Genomic DNA, 213 nt, shown 5'->3' with positions numbered 1-213 from the left:
TACCCCGAAGTCTCAACAGCCGGTACAGCGTGAGCTCGTGAGATCATCTTATTGCTGCTGACAACTCGACGAAGTTCCTCGTAGGGATTGCGTCCCTGCTGGCGCCACGTCGCCAGCAGGGACAAGATTGTCTCATGAACGAACATTCCTCGGTCATTACGGAGTGTTCCGATGATTTTCCGGAGAACGACTGGTTCACGAAGTGCGTTCTCA

1 pseudogene is annotated in these 213 nt (G+C 53.5%); it reads right to left on the bottom strand.

Annotated features, from left to right (window positions below):
• Positions 1–213, bottom strand: a pseudogene (locus tag O2S87_RS19490) (IS66 family transposase); the annotation flags it as partial.

It is taken from the genome of Halohasta sp. A2, from assembly GCF_056175805.1.
Note: the sequence above shows the minus strand (reverse complement) of the source record. Positions and strands in the feature narration are given on the sequence as shown.